The sequence below is a fragment of the Streptomyces sp. NPDC001536 genome (assembly GCF_042894505.1).
GTDB lineage: Bacteria > Actinomycetota > Actinomycetes > Streptomycetales > Streptomycetaceae > Streptomyces.
The window spans coordinates 154,536-170,628 of record NZ_JBIAVQ010000015.1; the positions used below are offsets into that span (position 1 = coordinate 154,536).

Genomic DNA, 16,093 nt, shown 5'->3' on the forward strand with positions numbered 1-16,093 from the left:
GCGAGGGATTGACGAGCTTGCTGACAAGCAGTCTCATAAGGGCATGACGACGCTGACGGACGCCGACGCGCTCGCAGGGCTGCGCGATGCGCTCGGCCTGCTGAAGGACCGGGAGCAGGTGGCCCAGCGGCTCCTCGACTCCTCCGCCAAGCACTCCTTCGACCCGGACAAGGAACTGGACTGGGAGGCGCCCTTCGAGGAGGGCAAGTGGTTCTGGCCCCCGGAGCTGGTCTCCCTCTACGACACCCCGATGTGGAAGCGGATGAGCGAGGAGCAGCGCATCCTGCTCTCCCAGCACGAGGCCGCCGCGCTGGCCTCGCTGGGCATCTGGTTCGAGATCATCCTCATGCAGCTGCTCGTCCGGCACATCTACGACAAGGCGGCGACGAGCGCGCATGTGCGCTACGCGCTGACCGAGATCGAGGACGAGTGCCGGCACTCGAAGATGTTCGCCCGCCTGATCTCGCACGGCGGCACCCCCTGGTACCCGGTCAGCCGGGCCCACCAGAACCTGGGCCGCCTCTTCAAGACCATCTCCACCACCCCCGGCTCCTTCACGGCCACGCTGCTCGGCGAGGAGGTCCTCGACTGGATGCAGCGGCTGACGTTCCCGGACGAGCGGGTCCAGCCCCTGATCCGGGGCGTGACCCGCATCCACGTGGTGGAGGAGGCGCGGCATGTGCGGTACGCCCGTGAGGAACTGCGCCGCCAGATGATGACGGCGCCGCGGTGGTCCCAGGAGTTCACGCGGGTCACGTCGGGTGAGTTCGCCCGGGTGTTCTCGGTCGCCTTCGTCAACCCCGAGGTCTACACGAACGTAGGCCTGGACCACCGTGAGGCCCTGGCCCAGGTGAAGGCGAGCGGCCACCGGCGGGAGGTCATGCAGACGGGTGCGAAGAAGCTGACGGACTTCCTGGACGACATCGGGGTGCTGCGGGGTGTCGGGCGACGGCTGTGGAGGTCTTCGGGGCTGCTGGCCTGAGTTTCGGCTGACGGCCGGTGGGGGCTGGTCGCGCAGTTCCCCGCGCCCCCGAAGAAGCTGGGTCCAGCGCACGTACCTCCGCGACCAGCCACGACGCACCCCCAGACGCCCGACTACGCTGCACCCATGACCCCTGCCGCGCCCGCCTACCGCCGTCTGAGTGTCGAGGAGCGCCGCACCCAGCTCCTCGGCGCCGCCCTCGGCCTCTTCGCGCACCGCGCACCCGAGGACGTGTCCCTGGACGACGTGGCGGAAGCGGCCGGAGTCTCCCGCCCCCTGGTGTACCGATACTTCCCCGGCGGCAAGCAGCAGCTGTACGAGGCCGCGCTCAGGTCCGCCGCCGACGAGCTCCAGCAGTGCTTCGACGAACCGCGCGAGGGCCCGCTGCTCACCCGTCTCTCCCGCGCCCTGGACCGCTACCTCACCTTCGTCGACCAGCACGACGCCGGGTTCAGCGCGCTGCTCCAGGGCGGCAGCGTGGTCGAGACGTCCCGCACCACCGCCATCGTGGACGGCGTACGCAGGGCCGCCGCCGAGCACATCCTCAGCCACCTCGGGGTCACCGATCCCGGTCTCCGGCTCCGGATGACCGTACGGATGTGGATCACCGCCGTGGAGGCTGCGTCCCTGATCTGGCTCGACGAGGAGAAGCAGCCTCCCGTCGACGAGCTCCGCGACTGGCTGGTCGAGCAGTTCGTCGCCGTCCTCACCGTCACCGCCGCCCGCGACCCGCAGACGGCGGCGCTGGCGCGGACCCTGACACCGGATGTCTGAGACTGGTCCCGTGAAGAGCGAAGACACCCCCTTCGAGGGCGGCCCGATGGACGGACGCGTACTGCCCGTCCTCCTGGGCCCCACCGGCCACCCGCCCAAGCAGTACCGCATCCCGGTCCCCGACGCCGCCGGTGGCCCGCCCACCGTGCTGGTCTACCGCCGGGTGCCACGGGGCCAGAGCAAGCGGCTCGGCCTCCAGCAGGGCTGGAAGTACGAGTACGAGCCCGAGGGCAAGCCCTCCCGGCTGCGCTGGCCGTGGTCGAAACCCGGCACCAAGCCCGACGCCACGCCGGGCGGCAAGCGGGAGGACACCAACGGGTGACGTGATGGGGCCGAACCGCGCACGCTCGACGCGCGCGCCCTTCTGATCCGTCCCATGCTCGCCGTGCGGAACAGAGCGGCTGTCCCGCACCGGAGGTGATGACGTGTCAGGAAGGCTGCTGCGACTGGCGTGTACGGCGGCGATCGCGGCCGGTACGGCCCTGGCGCCCGTGCCCGCGACCGCCGTACCGGAACCCGGTGAGCGCACGGTGACCGAACTGCTGACGGATCTTCAGCGCCTGTACCGGGAGGCGGAACGGGCCACGGAGACGTACAACGCGACCGAGGAGAAGCTGAAGAAGCAGAAGGCGGAGGTGCTCCGCCTGGACACCGCGCTGGCGCGGGCCCGTCTCTCCCTGCACGACAGCCGGGGCGCGGCCGGCCGGCTGGCCCGCCAGCAGTACCAGAACAGCACCGACATCTCCCCCTACGTCCGGCTGCTGCTGGCCCGCGACCCCCAGCACGCCCTCGACCAGGGCCATGTCATCGGCCAGTTGGCCAAGGAGCGCGCCGAGACGGTCGGCCGGCTGACCGGCAGCGAGAAGAAGGCCGGCGATCTGGCCCGCGAAGCCCGCAAGGCGCTGGACGCTCAACTCACCCTGGCCGCACGCCAGAAGAAGGACCGGGACGGCGTACGGAAGAAGCTGCACGACGTCGAGGAGCTGCTCGCCTCCCTGAGCGAGGAGCAGTTGCGCGACCTCGCCCGGTTCGAGGAGGACGAGATCACCGAGGCACAGGACGACCTCATCGCGTCCGGTGCCTTGAGTGACGAGGACCGCAAGCCCTCGGACCAGGGCGACCGGGCGTTGCGGTACGCCATGGACCAGCTCGGGAAGCCGTACAAGTGGGGCGCGGAGGGGCCCAAGGAGTACGACTGCTCAGGTCTGACCTCGGAGGCCTGGGGCCATGCGGGGACGCCCATCCCCCGGACCAGCGAGGAGCAGTGGGCACGGCTGCCGCGTATCCCTCTCAAGGAGCTGCGCCCCGGCGACCTGGTGGTCTACTTCCCCGATGCCACGCATGTGGGGATGTACCTGGGCAAGGGCAAGATCGTCCAGGCTCCGAGGACGGGCGAGAAGGTCAAGGTGTCCCCGATCGCGTCGAACCCGATCCTCGGAGCCGTGCGCCCCGATCAGGAGAGGGAGGCGAGGTAGGCCGCGGTCTTGTCGGGCTCGTAGAAGAAGTTCTCGAAGTCTGCCGGGTCGTCGAAGGCGTTGGCGAACCGGTCGGCGGCGGGCTGCAACTGCCCTGCGGCACCGATGAGGTTGAGGATGTGCTCCGGCGGCGGCGCCAGCATCGCGTTCGTCCACTTGGTGACGTGCAGGGCGGTGTCCCAGTAGCGGTCGAACGTCCCCTGCATCCACTCCTCGTCGAACTCCTTCTCCCCGCGCTCCAGGATCGAGGCGAGGTACGAAGCGGCGCACTTGGACGCGGAGTTGGAGCCCTGTCCGGTGATCGGGTCGTTCGCGACGACGACGTCGGCGACACCGAGGACGAGGCCGCCGCCGGGAAGGCGGCCGATGGGGTTACGGACGGTGGGGGCGTAGCGGCCGGCCAAGGTGCCGCCGGCGTCGGTCAGTTCGACCTTGGTGGCCCGCGCGTACTCCCACGGCGTGAACCGCTCCATGAGTTCCAGGGTCAGGGAGAGGTGTTCCGCGGGGTCCTTGACGCCGTTGAAGACGTCGAGCGGGCCGCCGGGTATGCCCTCCCAGAACAGGATGTCCGCGCGGCCGGAGGTCGTGAGGGTCGGCATGACGAAGAGCTCGCCGACGCCGGGGACCAGGTTGCAGCGGACCGCGTCGTACTCGGGGTGCTCGGGGCGGGGGCCCAGGCCGTGGACGTACGACACGGCCAGGGCGCGCTGGGGCTCGCTGTACGGCGAACGGGAGGCGTCCCGGCCGAACATCGACACCAGCTCGCCCTTGCCCGCCGACACCAGCACCAGGTCGTACGTACGGGAGAAGTAGTCGAGGTCGGAGACCGCGGCGCCGTGGATGACGAGCTGTCCGCCGCGCTGGGCGAACGTCTCCATCCAGCCCGCCATCTTCACCCGCTGGTCGACCGACTGCGCGTACCCGTCGAGCCTGCCCACCCAGTCGATGGCACGGGCCGCGGGGCCCTCGGCCCAGGAGCCGGGGGCCGCGACCGAGACGCCGAGTCCTTCGATCTTCGGGGCCTGGGACTCCCAGAAGTTCAGCTGGAGATCGCGCTCGTGCTGGAGTGCCGTGTGGAACATGCACTGCGTCGACATGACCCGGCCGGAGCGGATCTCGTCCGCCGTCCGGTTCGACATCAGGGTGACCTCGTACCCGTGCGACTGGAGTCCGAGGGCGAGCTGGAGCCCGGACTGGCCGGCTCCTACGACGAGTATCTTCCGCATACGGGTGGTGGCTCCTAGGTCGCGACTACTCAGGTGTTTCTGCCAGCGCGTGGCCGACGAGGGCCAGGAGGCTCTCGATCACGGAGATCCGGCGGCGCGCATCCATGATCATTACAGGTATGTGCGCGGGGATCGTCAACGCCTCCCGCACGTCCTCCGGTTCGAAGAGCTCGCTGCCCTCGAAGTGGTTGACGGCGACGACGTACGGCAGTCCGCAGCTCTCGAAGTAGTCGAGCGCCGGGAAGCAGTCCTTGAGCCGGCGGGTGTCGGCCAGCACGACCGCGCCGATCGCGCCGCGCACCAGGTCGTCCCACATGAACCAGAACCGCTGCTGACCGGGCGTGCCGAACAGATAGAGCACCAGGTCGTCGTCGAGCGTGAGACGGCCGAAGTCCATGGCCACGGTGGTGGTGAGCTTGCCGGGCGTGGCGGTGAGGTCGTCGGTCTCCTCGCTGGCCTCGGTCATCAGCGCCTCGGTCTGCAGCGGTGTGATCTCCGAGACGGCGGTGACGAGTGTGGTCTTGCCGACGCCGAAGCCGCCGGCCACGACTATCTTCGTCGCGATCGGGGCCCGGTTGCGGTCCGTCTGCCAGGACTTCAGATCCTCATCGGTGTCATCAAAGACGACGGAGTCCACTCAGCACCCTTTCGAGCAGAGCGCGGTCCGGGCGGCCGGTGCCGTGACCGGTGCCGGTGCCGTACACACGGATCTTTCCCTGGTCCGCGAGGTCGCTCAGGAGCACGCGGACCACGCCGAGCGGCATCTTCAGCAGCGCGGCGATCTCGGCCACCGTGCGCATACGGCGGCAGAGTTCGACGATGGCCCGCATCTCCGGCATGACCCGGGTGTTGAGGGAACCATTCGTCAGTTCCTTGCGCTCCTCCGGGGCCTCCAGCGCCGCGACGAACGTCTCCACGAGGAGGACGTGGCCGAAGCGGGTGCGGCCGCCGGTGAGCGAGTAGGGGCGGACACGGGCCGGCTTGCGGTCGCCGCCGCGCACGGGGAGGCCGGGACGTTCGGTCATCGCGTGCCCCCCGTGGTCTCGGACTCCAGCGACTGCCGTAGCTCACTGCGCAGTTCGGGGGTCAGCACATGGCCGGCCCGGCCGACGAACAACGCCATGTGATACGCCACGACGCTCATGTCGCTGTCCGCGGAGCCGTGCACCCCGAGGAGTGAGCCGTCGCTGATCGACATCACGAAGAGACTGCCCTCGTCCATCGCGACCATGGTGTGCTTCACACCGCCGGACTCCATGAGCTTGGCGGCGCCGATGGTGAGGCTGCCGATGCCGGACACGATGGTCGCGAGGTCGGCGGAGGAGCCTCGTGGGCCCTTCGGGGTGGTGCGGGTCTGCCGGGCCTCGTCGTTGGTGCCGGGGTCGGAGGAGAGCAGGAGCAGGCCGTCCGATGAGACCACCGCTACTGACTGGATGCCCGGCACCTCCTCGACCAGGTTCGTCAGCAGCCAGTGCAGGTTGCGTGCTTCACTGCTCAGTCCGAAGGTACTGGGCGCGGTCAACTGCTTGCCTCCTCGGGAGTGCCCCCCGTGGAATCTTCGCTGTGTGCGGGTGTCCTCGTCTGACCCGTCTGTTCGGCGATCTCTGCTTCTACGTCGCGGTAGCCGGCCTCCGCCCCCCGGCGGAAGCCGCCGAGCCTCCGGCGGAGGGCTTCGGCGTCGACAGAACTGCTGCGCGGGCGCGGTGTGGTCGCGGGCGCGGTGATCTTCGGTGTGCGCTTGGGGAGGCCCTTCGCGGTGAGCTGGTCCTCGTCCGGGGTGCGCTCGTGTTCCGTCTCGTCGTCATCGGCGGCGGGTGGCCCCTGTGGGGGTTCCTCGCCGTCGGCGGCCGCGGGTCCAGGGGTTGCCTCGGGCTCGGCCGCGGCCGGGAGCAGCAGCTCCATCGTCGTCTCGGCGGGGGTCTCCTCCGAGGTCCGTACCGCCTGCTCCGCCAGGGCCACCAGCACGTCGCCGGTGCCCGAACGGGTGGGAAGGACGTTGGAGTTGGCCTCCGCGTCGGCACCCGGCAGGGAGAAGGTGGGGGTGGTGCCGGCCGGCGGGGTGGCGGAGGGGACCGCGGCGGACGGTGCCGCCGCCAGCAGGCCCTTCGGAAGGACGACCACCGCGGCGATGCCGCCCTGCTTCTGCTCGCGGAGCTGGACGCGGACGCTGTGGCGGTGGGCGAGGCGGGCGACGACGTACAGGCCGAGGCCGAGTCCTTCCTCGCCCTCCTGGTCGTAGGGGGACTCCGGGTCGAAGTCGGCGAGGCGGGAGTTGAGGCGGGTCAGCCGCTCCTCGGTCATGCCGATGCCCTCGTCCTGGACGGAGAGCATGACCTCGCCGCTCTCCAGCAGCCAGCCGGAGACCTCGACGGGCATGTCCGGCGGGGAGAACGACGTGGCGTTCTCCATCAGCTCGGCCAGGAGGTGGGAGAGGTCGTCGGCCGCGAAGCCCGCGACATGGGCGTGCGGGGGCAGGGCGGCGATACGGACGCGCTCGTAGCGCTCGATCTCGCTCACCGCGGCCCGTACGACATCCACCAGCGGGACCGGACCGGCGTGCTGCTGGACGTGTTCCGTGCCGGCGAGGACGAGGAGGTTCTCGCTGTGGCGGCGCATGACCGTGGCGAAGTGGTCGAGCTTGAAGAGGGTCGCGAGCCGGTCGGGGTCCTGTTCGCGCTCCTCCAGGCCCTCGATGACCGCGAGCTGGCGTTCCACCAGGCCGAGGGTGCGCAGGGAGAGGTTGACGAAGGTGCCGCCGATGCTCTCGCGCAGCCGCGTCAACTGGGCGGCGGACTCGGCGAGTTCGGTGCGCAGCTCCTCGCGGGCGTCGGCCATCTTCTGGCGCTGGCCGACGAGGTGCTTGCGGTCGGACTCCAGGGTGGCGACGCGCTCCTGGACGGCGACGGCGTGCGCGTGCAGAGCGTTGACGGACCGGACGACCTGGGCGAACTCGTCATTGCGGCCGGTGAACTTGACGGGTTCCTCGGCGGTCGGCTGCTCGGACTGCGCGAGGCGGGCGGAGCCGATGCGCAGGACGGCCAGGGGGCGGGTCAGGGTGCGGGCCATGGCGGTGGCGACACCGACGGCGAGCAGCATGAGGGCGCCGAGGATCGCGACGCGCAGCTCCAGCGCGGTGACGTCGTCGTCGCGGAGCTGGGTGAGGTCCTCGGTGCGCTGGTGGTAGAGGGCGGACTCCACACCGCGCATCAGGTCGACGCGGGCGGAGAGGGCGGCGTCGGCCTTCGTGACGCTGGTGTCGAGTTCGCCGTCGGAGAGCGTGGCCTGGTCGGTGAGGCCGGCGAGGTACTTCTCGGCGGAGTTGACCTCGGGGCCGGTGACCGTGGAGTCGTAGCTGTTCCTCGCGGCCTCGGGTGCCGTGTCGTGGAAGTCGGCGAGAGCGGCGTCGGAGCGCAGCCGGGCCTGCTGGGCGGCGGCGGTCAGGGCGTCGCGCTGCTTGGTGTCGGCGGCCGAGGAGGTGACGACGGTGGAGGCGATCCCGGTGATGGGGTCGGTGACCGTCTGCTCGGTGCGGGGCACATTGAGCGCCGCGAGGAGCAGGCCGCGGGCGGCGGCGGCCTGCTGTACGGCGGAGTCCAGCTCGGCGAGCGCGTAGGCGCCGGAGCCGGCCCGGGGCGGCATCTGCTCGGCCAGGCGCTCGGCGAGGCGGTGCAGCTCGGTGATGGCCGCGGAGTAGGTGCGGTGCACCTCGAGGGCGGAGCTCTTGCCGGTGAGCGCGGCGCGGCGCAGGGCGGCGATGCCGTCGAGGTCCGTACGCAGGTCGGCGGGGGTGTCGGTGTCGGCGCGCAGTTCCTCGACCTGGCGGTCGACGCGGGCGCTGCGCTGCTCGGAGGGCGCCTTGGACTTGGCGCGTCCGGCGGCGACGTACGAGGTGACCTCGTCCCGCTCGTCGGCGAGCGAGTGCGCGAGGATCAGGGCGTCCTGGGTCTGCTCGGCGAGCGTCACCAGGTCCTGGGAGTCGCTCAGTTCTCCCGAGGCGGCGAGGATCGAGGGGGTCCCGGCGCCGGCGATGGCGGCGGCCACGACGGCCGCGGCGACGATCAGCCGGTTGCGTACGTGGGTGGGGCGGCCCTTGCCGACGGCGGAACCGTCGGCGGTGGTGGGATCGGCGGGGGCCGTCTGCTTGCTCGTACGACGAGGCCGCGTCTTCTGCACCGGTGCTCGCATTCCTGACTCGTGTACCCATGGGCCCGGGTGACGCTCCGTCAACTGGAGTCACACACCGGGTACGTTTCCCGACCCTCCCAGTGCCGCTGGGCAGCGGGCGCGCATCACCCGACCCGCCACCCGAAGGAGTGAACCCCGGACGGGAGTTGGCGAGCAAGTTCCGGTGGCATGGTCAGCGACCTTGACCGGCGGGCCGGTTGGACGTCGCCGCCGACCGATGGCATTATCCGCCACCACGCCTTCCCGGAGTGAACCATTCCCTCCCAAACCAGGCGCCTGACCTGCGCGCCTGCGCCCTTCCGGCAACCATTGCCAGCCTTTTGTGAACACCGTGAAGGGCTCGTGCAGACTGGCCGAATGCGTACGGAACTTATCTCGGAGCCCGGCGACCGGACCCGCCCCAACGAGGACTTCGCGAGCGTCGCCCTTCCGGCCTCCGGACAGGGCGGGGCACTCGTGGTCCTGGACGGTGTCACGCCACCGGCGGGCGAGACGGGGTGTCTGCATTCCGTCCCCTGGTTCACGGCACGACTGGGTGGCGCACTGACCGAACTGACCGTTTCCCTCCCCGATGTTCCGCTGGCCGACGCGTTGAGCCTCGCCATCTCGCGTACCTCCGAGTCCCACGCGCACACCTGTGACCTTTCTCACCCACGCACACCACAGGCAACGGTGGTTGTCGCCCGCTGGTCGGCGCGGACCCTGGAGTACCTGGTCCTCTCGGACTCGGCCCTGCTGCTGGAGTCGGGGGACGGCGCGGTGACCGCCGTCCTCGACGACCGCCTCTCCCGCCTCCCCCGCTCCGCCTTGGCGACGGACGCCCTCGTGGACTCGACGCTGCGCAACAAGGAGGACGGCTTCTTCACGGCCGCCGCCGATCCGACGGTGGCGGCGCGGGCGGTGACGCGGACGCTGCCACGCTCGTCCGTCCGCTCCCTGGCCGCGCTGACGGACGGGGCGACCCGGTGGGTGGAGAAGTTCCGCGAGGGCGACTGGGCGGACTGCCTCACCTTCGTACGCAAGGACGGGGCGAGGGCGCTGGTGGCGCGGGTGCGGGAGCTGGAGACCGCGGACGCGGAGGAGCGGGTGTATCTGCGGCGGAGCAAGACGCATGACGACGCGACGGTCGTGTACGCGGAGTTGTGAGAGCGCGGAGCTGCGAGAACGCCGTGCTGTGAGTCCTACTTCTCCATCCCCCGGTTCAACTGCTGCAGCAGCCGTGCCAGCTCGCCGACCTCTCCCGGATCCCAGTCCGCCAGCCGCCCCGCGTACCGGGCCCGGCGCGCGTTGCGTACCCGGCCCACCCGGGTCCGTCCTTCCTGTGTGAGCTCGACGAGCCAGGCGCGGCCGTCCGCGGGGTCCGGGGCGCGGGTGACGAGGCCCAGGGTCTCCAGGGCGCGGAGCTGGCGGGACATGGTGGCCTTGCCCACGCCGATGTACGCGGCGAGTTCCGTGGCGCGCTGCTGACCGCACTCGTCGAGCCGCACCAGCAGGCCGTACGCGGAGGACTCCAGGTCGGGGTGGACCTCGCGGGCCATCTCGCCCTGGTTGGCCCGGGCGCGCCGCAGGAGCACGGTCAACTCGCGTTCCAGCGCCAGGAATTCGGGCTGGTCCACACCACTTCTGGACACCCCGGACCCGTCTGCCTGTCCGCCGTCGTTCCCGTCTTCGCGCACGTCAGTCCCTGCCTCGGTTTTCCCGGTACTGAAAGTTTCCGCCAAATTGCGCCGTCACCGCAGCTCGGTAAGTATTTCGCAGGGCTAGACCAACGGCAGCAACTGGTCCCTCTTCCCACCCGCTCGTCGACGTGCGTAGCTTCTTGACCAGGCGATGTCTGGCATGCCCACGCCACACACCCCCGGCCGGGTGTTCCCCCACCGAGCATCACCGAGCCCTTCGGAGGCACGCCATGCCCGTGCACAGACCCGGATCGCCCCGCTCACGGCGCCTGCTCCTGGCCGGGGTCCTCATAGCCGTGGGCGCGCTGCTGCCCATCAGCCCGGCATCGGCCGCCGAGTCGCCCGACGCCACCGCCACACCGGCCCGCGGCAGCGCCCGCATGGGCATGGGCGTCGTCGCCCACGACGGACAGGGCGGTCTGCCCGCCCGCACCCGCGCCGCCCAGACCGAGGGCGTCGACGTGGCCAGCTACCAGGGCAACGTCGCCTGGACGACCCTGTGGAACAGCGGGGTCCGGTGGGCCTACACCAAGGCGAGCGAGGGGACGTACTACACGAACCCCTACTTCTCCTCGCAGTACAGCGGCTCCTACGGCGTCGGCATGATCCGCGGCGCGTACCACTTCGCGACCCCGGACACCACGACCGGCGCAACGCAGGCCGACTATTTCGTCGACCACGGAGGCGGCTGGTCCGCCGACGGCAAAACGCTGCCCGGCACCCTCGACATCGAGTGGAACCCGTACGGCGACTCCTGCTACGGCAAGACCCCGAGCGCGATGGTGAGCTGGATCCGTTCCTTCCTGAACCAGTACAAGGCCCGCACCGGCCGCGACGCCGTCATCTACACCTCCACCAGCTGGTGGACCCAGTGCACCGGCAACTACGCCGGCTTCACCGCCAACCCGCTGTGGATCGCCCGCTACGCCTCGACCGTGGGCACGCTGCCGGCCGGGTGGAGCACCTACACCATGTGGCAGTACACCTCGTCCGGGCCGACGGTCGGCGACCACGACCGGTTCAACGGGGCGCTCGACAGGGTGCAGGCGCTCGCCAAGGGCTGATCCCTTCCCCGATACGGCGAAGGCCCGGGCCTCCCTCACGAGAACCCGGGCCTTCACCTCATCCGGTGACGCCCGTCACGCCGCCACCGGAACCTCCGCCGTCGCCCCGTTCGTGGCCGGCGACAACGCCAGTTCCAGGACCTGGCGGACGTCCGTCACGGCGTGGACCTCCAGCTTGTCCAGCACCTCGGCGGGGACGTCGTCCAGGTCGGGCTCGTTGCGCTTGGGGATGATGACGGTCGTGACGCCCGCCCGGTGCGCGGCCAGCAGCTTCTGCTTCACACCGCCGATGGGCAGCACACGGCCCGTCAGCGAGACCTCGCCCGTCATGGCGACGTCGGTCCGCACCAGCCGCCCGCTCAGCAGCGAGGCCAGTGCCGTCGTCATCGTCACGCCCGCGCTCGGGCCGTCCTTCGGCACCGCGCCCGCCGGGAAGTGGATGTGCGCGCCCCGGTCCTTCAGGTCGCCCACCGGCAGCTCCAGCTCGGCGCCGTGCGAGCGAAGGAAGCTCAGCGCGATCTGCGCGCTCTCCTTCATCACGTCACCCAGCTGGCCCGTCAGGGTCAGACCCGCCGCACCCGTCTCCGGGTCCGCCAGGGACGCCTCCACGAAGAGCACGTCACCGCCCGCTCCCGTCACCGCCAGGCCCGTCGCCACACCCGGCACCGCGGTACGCCGCTCCGCCGGGTCCTGCGCCGACTCCGGCACGTGGTGCGGCCGCCCGATCAGGCCCCGCAGCTCCTCGTCGGTCACCGTGAACGGCAGCTTCCGCTCGCCCAGTTCGTGCTGGGCCGCGACCTTGCGCAGCAGCCGTGCGATGGACCGCTCCAGGGTGCGGACGCCCGCCTCTCGGGTGTACTCGCCGGCGAGCTTGCGCAGGGCGCTCTCGTCCAGGGTCACCTCGTCCTTGTCGAGCCCCGCCCGCTCCAGCTGGCGCGGGAGCAGGTGGTCACGGGCGATGACGACCTTCTCGTCCTCGGTGTAGCCGTCGAGGCGGACCAGCTCCATACGGTCGAGCAGGGCCTCGGGGATGGCCTCCAGGACGTTGGCGGTGGCGAGGAAGACCACATCGCTCAGGTCCAGCTCCACCTCCAGGTAGTGGTCCCGGAAGGTGTGGTTCTGCGCGGGGTCGAGGACCTCCAGCAGGGCCGCCGCCGGGTCGCCCCGGAAGTCGGACCCCACCTTGTCGATCTCGTCGAGCAGGACCACCGGGTTCATCGACCCGGCCTCCTTGACGGCACGGACGATCCGGCCGGGCAGCGCGCCGACGTACGTACGCCGGTGGCCGCGGATCTCGGCCTCGTCCCGCACACCGCCGAGGGCGACGCGGACGAACTTGCGCCCCATGGCGTGCGCGACGGACTCGCCCAGGGACGTCTTGCCGACACCGGGCGGGCCGACGAGCGCCAGGACGGCACCGCCACGGCGGCCGCCGACCACGCCGAGGCCCCGCTCGCTGCGGCGCTTGCGCACCGCCAGGTACTCGGTGATCCGCTCCTTCACGTCCTCCAGGCCCGCGTGCTCGGCGTCCAGGATCGCCTTGGCGCCCTGGATGTCGTACGCGTCCTCGGTCCGCTCGTTCCACGGCAGTTCGAGCACCGTGTCCAGCCAGGTCCGGATCCACGAACCCTCGGGCGACTGGTCGCTGGACCGCTCCAGCTTGTCGACCTCCTTGAGGGCCGCCTCGCGGACGTTCTCCGGCAGGTCGGCGGCCTCCACGCGGGCGCGGTAGTCGTCGGACTCCTCGCCGTCCTTCTCGCCGTTGAGCTCGCGCAGTTCCTTGCGCACGGCCTCCAGCTGGCGGCGGAGCAGGAACTCGCGCTGCTGCTTGTCGACGCCTTCCTGGACGTCCTTGGCGATGGTCTCGGCGACGTCCTGCTCGGCGAGGTGGTCGCGCAGCTGCTGGGTGGCGAGCTTGAGGCGGGCCACCGGGTCGGCGGTCTCCAGCAGCTCGATCTTCTGGTCGGTGGTCAGGAAGGGCGAGTAGCCGGAGTTGTCGGCGAGCGCGGAGACGTCGTCGATGGCCTGGACCCGGTCCACGACCTGCCAGGCGCCGCGCTTGCGCAGCCAGGCGGTGGCGAGGGCCTTGTACTCCTTGACCAGTTCGGCGACATGGCCCGGCAGCGGCTCGGGCGCGGTCTCGTCGATACGGGTGCCCTCGACCCAGAGGGCGGCACCCGGCCCCGTGGTCCCGGCACCGATGCGCACCCGGCCGCGGCCGCGGATCAGCGCGCCCGGGTCGCCGTCGGCCAGCCGGCCGACCTGCTCGACGGTGCCCAGGACGCCGGTACCGGCGTAGGTGCCGTCGATGCGTGGCACCAGCAGGACCCTGGGCTTGCCCGGCTCCGAGCGGGCGGCGGCCTGGGCGGCCTCCACCGCGGCGCGTACGTCGGGGTCGTTCAGGTCGAGCGGGACCACCATGCCGGGCAGCACGACCTCGCCGTCGAGCGGCAGCACGGGCAGAGTGAGCGGTGTGGACGTCGAAGCCATGATCTCCCCTTCGGCATTCAAGTTGAGCTATGCCGACTCAATGCACGTGAGCCTTTGATTGTTCCCCTGGGCGCGTTCGCTGTGAGCGATCACGTCTGCCGGAATGCGCGACCCAGCTGATGTAGTAACCCCGGAGGGCTTTCAATCATTACCAAGGGGGGTCCCATGGACCGGATCGTGCGGGCCTGGGTGGACGGATGGGTGCTCTCGCGCGGGGCGGCTCCGCCGGTGGTCGAGCCGTGGGGCTGCACGATCGACATGGGCGTGGACGGCCATGTCGCACGGCATGTGTTCGGCACGCTCGACGACGACGTCGAGGAGGCGGCCGTACGGAAGGTGGCCGGGGCGGTCACCGGTGCCGGGGTGTGGCTCAAGGTCTTCCGGGATCCGGCCGTGGCCGGCGGCTGGCTGGGCGCGGGCTGGTGGATCGATCCCGAGCCCGGCTACCTGATGACACTCCCCCCGACCAGGGCCCTCGACGAGCCGGCGGTCCCCGACGGCTACCGTCAGCGCACCTGGTCCCGCGGCGGCGTCATCCGCACCATGCTCGCCGCCCCCGACGGCTCCTGGGCGGCCCGCGGCCAGCTCGCCCCGACCGGCGCGACCGCGGTCGTGGACCAGGTCGAGACCTCGCCGCGGCACCGCCGCAAGGGCCTCGGCACCGTCGTCATGCGCACCCTCCAGCGGGCCGCCGCCGAACAGGGCGCGGAGACCTGCGTCCTGGCGGGGACGCCCGCGGGGCGGGGGCTGTACGAGTCGCTGGGCTGGACGGTGACCGCGCCGCTGACCAGCGCGAAGTTCACCGGCTGAGGACGCCGCGCAAAACCGGTTGCCTCCCGCGCCGGGCGCCGTACGGTCGTGCCGTGACCGACACCGAGATCTTCCTCGCCGCCTACGACGACCAGATGCGCGGTGCGCCACCCACCCCGCCCGCCGGGGTGACGTACGAGAAGGACGGCCCGCTGCTGCGGATCGTCGGACAGTTCCGGGGGTTCGTGAGCGGGCCGCGCGAGCTCGGCGTCGACGGGGACGCGCTGGACGGGCTCATCGTCCGGCAGCGGGACTTCTTCGCGGCGCGCGGCGAGGCCGTGGAGTGGAAGACACGCGGCCACGACACCCCCGCCGACCTCACCGAACGGCTCAGCGCGGCCGGATTCGTGCCGGAGGACCGGGAGACGGTGCTGATCGGCCGGGCGGCCGACATGGCCGTACGCGAGCCCGTCCTGCCGGCGGGCGTGACGTTGCGGCGGGTCACGGCGGACGCCGACATGCACCGGATCGCCGCCATGGAGTCCACCGTCTGGGGCCAGGACTGGAGTTGGCTGGCCGACGACCTCATCGGCCGGGTCGCCGCCGCCCCCGACGAGGTCGCGATCTACGTCGCGGAGGCGGACGGCGAGGTCGTCTCCGCGGCCTGGCTCGCCTTCCGCGCGGGCACCGCCTTCGCGAGCCTGTGGGGCGGCTCCACGCTCGCCGAGTGGCGGGGCCGGGGGATCTACCGCGCCCTGGTCGCCACCCGCGCCGCCCTCGCGACCGCGCGCGGCGTCACCTATCTGCACGTGGACGCCTCCGACGACAGCGCGCCCATCCTGCGCCGCCTCGGCTTCGAGGCGGTGACGACGACCACGCCGTACGTCTGGAACCCGCCCCGCACGGCCTGATCGCCTCGACACCGCAGGTCCGTCGTCATGAACCCGCAACGGCACTCACAGGAACCGCCTGCACGGGGCAACCGAGGCGGACGAACAACACCTCGGCGTACCGGCGTTGGCGAGGGGGCTGGCGGCGGCGCGGAAGGCGTAGGACGGCCGTCAGGGACGCCCGTGCTCCGGGACGAGCGTCTCGCAGTGGTCGCACAGCACGAGATGGATCCGCCTGCTCTCCCGTAGGGAGCCCTCGGCGCCGCATCGTTCGCAGATGCGCTTGCTGCGGCTGCTGAAGGCACTGGTGACCACACGGAGGCGCGAATGTTCGGCGTCCGTCCAGTCGCCGCCGGGCTTCCACGGGCGCGGAAACGCCTGGAAGGCCAATGACCCGAACTTCTGCTTCACGGCCAGCAGTTCGTAGTCGGGGAATTCCGCGACCAACGCCTGATGACACTCGAGCACCAGCCGCCGCCAGCCGGGCCCCACGTCGAAGCCGTACGACGGGTCCCGCAGGTGTCGCCGGAGCGGCTCCAGCGTGTCACCCGGCGCCGGAACAGTCCCAGCCATCCGTC

General features: G+C 71.1%; 16 protein-coding genes. 8 read left to right on the forward strand and 8 right to left on the reverse strand.

Going from position 1 to position 16,093, the window contains the following annotated elements; translation table 11 throughout:
• The first annotated feature begins 43 nt into the window (after nucleotides 1-43).
• From ACFY0U_RS34630 to ACFY0U_RS34645, 4 genes are all read left to right on the forward strand, one after another.
• Nucleotides 44-982, forward strand: coding sequence for a diiron oxygenase (locus ACFY0U_RS34630; RefSeq protein WP_388642531.1), 939 nt, complete (start codon nucleotides 44-46; stop codon nucleotides 980-982).
• A gap of 126 nt (nucleotides 983-1,108) precedes the next feature.
• Nucleotides 1,109-1,756, forward strand: coding sequence for a TetR/AcrR family transcriptional regulator (locus ACFY0U_RS34635; RefSeq protein ID WP_388642532.1), 648 nt, complete (start codon nucleotides 1,109-1,111; stop codon nucleotides 1,754-1,756).
• A complete protein-coding gene (locus ACFY0U_RS34640; RefSeq protein WP_388642534.1) occupies nucleotides 1,749-2,078 on the forward strand; it encodes a hypothetical protein in 330 nt (109 codons plus the stop codon). The genes ACFY0U_RS34635 and ACFY0U_RS34640 overlap by 8 nt, the downstream gene beginning before the upstream one ends.
• Before the next feature lie 103 nt (nucleotides 2,079-2,181).
• Entirely contained in the window at nucleotides 2,182-3,231 is a 1,050-nt protein-coding gene (locus tag ACFY0U_RS34645; protein ID WP_388642536.1) for an NlpC/P60 family protein, read from the forward strand.
• On the opposite strand, the gene ACFY0U_RS34650 is transcribed toward ACFY0U_RS34645, so the two are convergent.
• The 5 genes from ACFY0U_RS34650 to ACFY0U_RS34670 are packed head-to-tail and all read right to left on the reverse strand — an operon-like array spanning nucleotide 3,210 to nucleotide 8,630.
• Nucleotides 3,210-4,457: a styrene monooxygenase/indole monooxygenase family protein gene (locus tag ACFY0U_RS34650; RefSeq protein ID WP_388642538.1), complete on the reverse strand. Its 1,248-nt coding sequence runs from the start codon at nucleotides 4,455-4,457 to the stop codon at nucleotides 3,210-3,212. The two genes, ACFY0U_RS34645 and ACFY0U_RS34650, sit on opposite strands and share 22 nt — an antisense overlap.
• Before the next feature lie 25 nt (nucleotides 4,458-4,482).
• Nucleotides 4,483-5,094: an ATP/GTP-binding protein gene (locus tag ACFY0U_RS34655; RefSeq protein ID WP_388642539.1), complete on the reverse strand. Its 612-nt coding sequence runs from the start codon at nucleotides 5,092-5,094 to the stop codon at nucleotides 4,483-4,485.
• On the reverse strand, nucleotides 5,075-5,482 hold the full coding sequence (locus ACFY0U_RS34660) for a DUF742 domain-containing protein (protein ID WP_388642541.1): 408 nt from the start codon (nucleotides 5,480-5,482) through the stop codon (nucleotides 5,075-5,077). Before ACFY0U_RS34660 ends, ACFY0U_RS34655 begins: the two co-directional genes overlap by 20 nt.
• The gene (locus ACFY0U_RS34665) at nucleotides 5,479-5,979 is read right to left on the reverse strand and encodes a roadblock/LC7 domain-containing protein (RefSeq protein ID WP_388642543.1); all 501 of its coding nucleotides are present in this window, start codon (nucleotides 5,977-5,979) and stop codon (nucleotides 5,479-5,481) included. Before ACFY0U_RS34665 ends, ACFY0U_RS34660 begins: the two co-directional genes overlap by 4 nt.
• Nucleotides 5,976-8,630 (reverse strand): nitrate- and nitrite sensing domain-containing protein, encoded by a 2,655-nt coding sequence (locus tag ACFY0U_RS34670; protein ID WP_388642544.1) that lies wholly within the window; start codon nucleotides 8,628-8,630, stop codon nucleotides 5,976-5,978. The genes ACFY0U_RS34665 and ACFY0U_RS34670 overlap by 4 nt, the downstream gene beginning before the upstream one ends.
• Nucleotides 8,631-8,999: 369 nt before the next feature.
• Here ACFY0U_RS34670 and ACFY0U_RS34675 point away from each other — a divergent pair, with 369 nt between their 5' ends.
• Nucleotides 9,000-9,788, forward strand: coding sequence for a protein phosphatase 2C domain-containing protein (locus ACFY0U_RS34675; protein WP_388642546.1), 789 nt, complete (start codon nucleotides 9,000-9,002; stop codon nucleotides 9,786-9,788).
• 35 nt (nucleotides 9,789-9,823) lie between these two features.
• On the opposite strand, the gene ACFY0U_RS34680 is transcribed toward ACFY0U_RS34675, so the two are convergent.
• A complete protein-coding gene (locus ACFY0U_RS34680; RefSeq protein ID WP_388642547.1) occupies nucleotides 9,824-10,318 on the reverse strand; it encodes a MarR family winged helix-turn-helix transcriptional regulator in 495 nt (164 codons plus the stop codon).
• A 233-nt stretch (nucleotides 10,319-10,551) separates the two neighbouring features.
• Here ACFY0U_RS34680 and ACFY0U_RS34685 point away from each other — a divergent pair, with 233 nt between their 5' ends.
• Nucleotides 10,552-11,385 (forward strand): lysozyme, encoded by an 834-nt coding sequence (locus ACFY0U_RS34685; RefSeq protein ID WP_388642548.1) that lies wholly within the window; start codon nucleotides 10,552-10,554, stop codon nucleotides 11,383-11,385.
• A 75-nt stretch (nucleotides 11,386-11,460) separates the two neighbouring features.
• On the opposite strand, the gene lon is transcribed toward ACFY0U_RS34685, so the two are convergent.
• Nucleotides 11,461-13,875: an endopeptidase La gene (gene lon / locus ACFY0U_RS34690; protein ID WP_388642549.1), complete on the reverse strand. Its 2,415-nt coding sequence runs from the start codon at nucleotides 13,873-13,875 to the stop codon at nucleotides 11,461-11,463.
• Nucleotides 13,876-14,040: 165 nt separating this feature from the next.
• On the opposite strand from lon, the gene ACFY0U_RS34695 reads away from it, so the two are divergent.
• Nucleotides 14,041-14,685: a GNAT family N-acetyltransferase gene (locus ACFY0U_RS34695; protein ID WP_388642550.1), complete on the forward strand. Its 645-nt coding sequence runs from the start codon at nucleotides 14,041-14,043 to the stop codon at nucleotides 14,683-14,685.
• Between the two features lie 95 nt (nucleotides 14,686-14,780).
• Nucleotides 14,781-15,536, forward strand: a complete 756-nt coding sequence (locus tag ACFY0U_RS34700) for a GNAT family N-acetyltransferase (RefSeq protein ID WP_388642705.1) — start codon at nucleotides 14,781-14,783, stop codon at nucleotides 15,534-15,536.
• Between the two features lie 150 nt (nucleotides 15,537-15,686).
• On the opposite strand, the gene ACFY0U_RS34705 is transcribed toward ACFY0U_RS34700, so the two are convergent.
• Nucleotides 15,687-16,088: a hypothetical protein gene (locus tag ACFY0U_RS34705; protein WP_388642552.1), complete on the reverse strand. Its 402-nt coding sequence runs from the start codon at nucleotides 16,086-16,088 to the stop codon at nucleotides 15,687-15,689.
• Nucleotides 16,089-16,093: the final 5 nt, after the last annotated feature.

Excerpts from the sequence above, each read along its gene's own strand:
- ACFY0U_RS34630 (WP_388642531.1), top strand. The coding sequence starts at position 44 with ATGACGACGCTGACGGACGCCGACGCGCTCGCAGGGCTGCGCGATGCG.
- ACFY0U_RS34635 (WP_388642532.1), top strand. The coding sequence starts at position 1,109 with ATGACCCCTGCCGCGCCCGCCTACCGCCGTCTGAGTGTCGAGGAGCGC.
- ACFY0U_RS34640 (WP_388642534.1), top strand. The coding sequence starts at position 1,749 with ATGTCTGAGACTGGTCCCGTGAAGAGCGAAGACACCCCCTTCGAGGGC.
- ACFY0U_RS34650 (WP_388642538.1), bottom strand. The coding sequence starts at position 4,457 with ATGCGGAAGATACTCGTCGTAGGAGCCGGCCAGTCCGGGCTCCAGCTC.
- ACFY0U_RS34660 (WP_388642541.1), bottom strand. The coding sequence starts at position 5,482 with ATGACCGAACGTCCCGGCCTCCCCGTGCGCGGCGGCGACCGCAAGCCG.
- ACFY0U_RS34675 (WP_388642546.1), top strand. The coding sequence starts at position 9,000 with ATGCGTACGGAACTTATCTCGGAGCCCGGCGACCGGACCCGCCCCAAC.
- ACFY0U_RS34685 (WP_388642548.1), top strand. The coding sequence starts at position 10,552 with ATGCCCGTGCACAGACCCGGATCGCCCCGCTCACGGCGCCTGCTCCTG.
- lon (WP_388642549.1), bottom strand. The coding sequence starts at position 13,875 with ATGGCTTCGACGTCCACACCGCTCACTCTGCCCGTGCTGCCGCTCGAC.
- ACFY0U_RS34695 (WP_388642550.1), top strand. The coding sequence starts at position 14,041 with ATGGACCGGATCGTGCGGGCCTGGGTGGACGGATGGGTGCTCTCGCGC.
- ACFY0U_RS34700 (WP_388642705.1), top strand. The coding sequence starts at position 14,781 with ATGCGCGGTGCGCCACCCACCCCGCCCGCCGGGGTGACGTACGAGAAG.
- ACFY0U_RS34705 (WP_388642552.1), bottom strand. The coding sequence starts at position 16,088 with ATGGCTGGGACTGTTCCGGCGCCGGGTGACACGCTGGAGCCGCTCCGG.